Origin of the sequence: Burkholderia sp. Se-20378, assembly GCF_017104665.1 — a bacterium.
Classification (GTDB): domain Bacteria; phylum Pseudomonadota; class Gammaproteobacteria; order Burkholderiales; family Burkholderiaceae; genus Burkholderia; species Burkholderia lata.
In genome coordinates this window covers 1-716 of record NZ_JAAGPG010001202.1, presented here as the reverse complement: position 1 = coordinate 716, position 716 = coordinate 1, and the positions used below count along the sequence as shown (strand labels likewise).

Here is a 716-nt window from a genome sequence, read left to right as displayed (position 1 = left end):
TGGCGGGCTTCAGTCAACCCAAGCATTGAGGATGTAACCGTGAACAAACTCGCTCTTGCGCTCGCACTTTCCGCAACGGCCCTCGCCGCGTGCTCGACCGCATCCGGCCCGACCTTCAGCGCCTCCGAACTGCAGCCGCGCGACGGCGTGCGTACCTTCCAGGTGGATTGCCACGGCCTGCTGTCGGGCCCGCAGACCTGCATGAAGGCCGCCCGCCAGAGTTGCGGTGAAGAGCCGGTGCGCGCCGTCGACTCGGCCCGTGCGCGGCGCGACAAATCCGATCCCGCGACGCTCGTGTTCCAGTGCGGCGCGGCGCCGGCCGAAGCGACGTCGGCCGCCGCGCCGGCGGCTGCCGTCGTCGAACAGGTGAACCTGTCGGGCGACGCGCTGTTCGCGACCGACCACGCGACGCTCGCCCCGACCGCACGTGAATCGCTCGACCGGTTGCTGCGCGAGCGCGCCGACCATACGTACTCGCAGGTGAGCGTCACCGGCTTTACGGATTCGGTGGGCAGCGACGACTACAACCTCGCGCTGTCGAAACGCCGCGCCGAATCCGTCGCGACGTACCTGAAGGCGCACGGCCTGAAGACCGACTCGCTGACGGTCTCGGGTCGCGGCAAGGCCGATCCGGTCGCGTCCAACGCGACGCCCGAAGGCCGCGCCAGCCACCCCCGCCTCGAAATCCGCCTGCAGCACGATCGGCAGAGCACACA

Annotated in this window: 1 protein-coding gene; it reads left to right on the top strand. The window is 69.6% G+C overall.

The features are described 5' to 3' along the window. Positions 1-39: 39 nt before the first annotated feature. A partial coding sequence (locus tag G3N93_RS41010; RefSeq protein ID WP_206135635.1) for an OmpA family protein occupies positions 40-716 on the top strand: 677 nt, incomplete at its 3' end.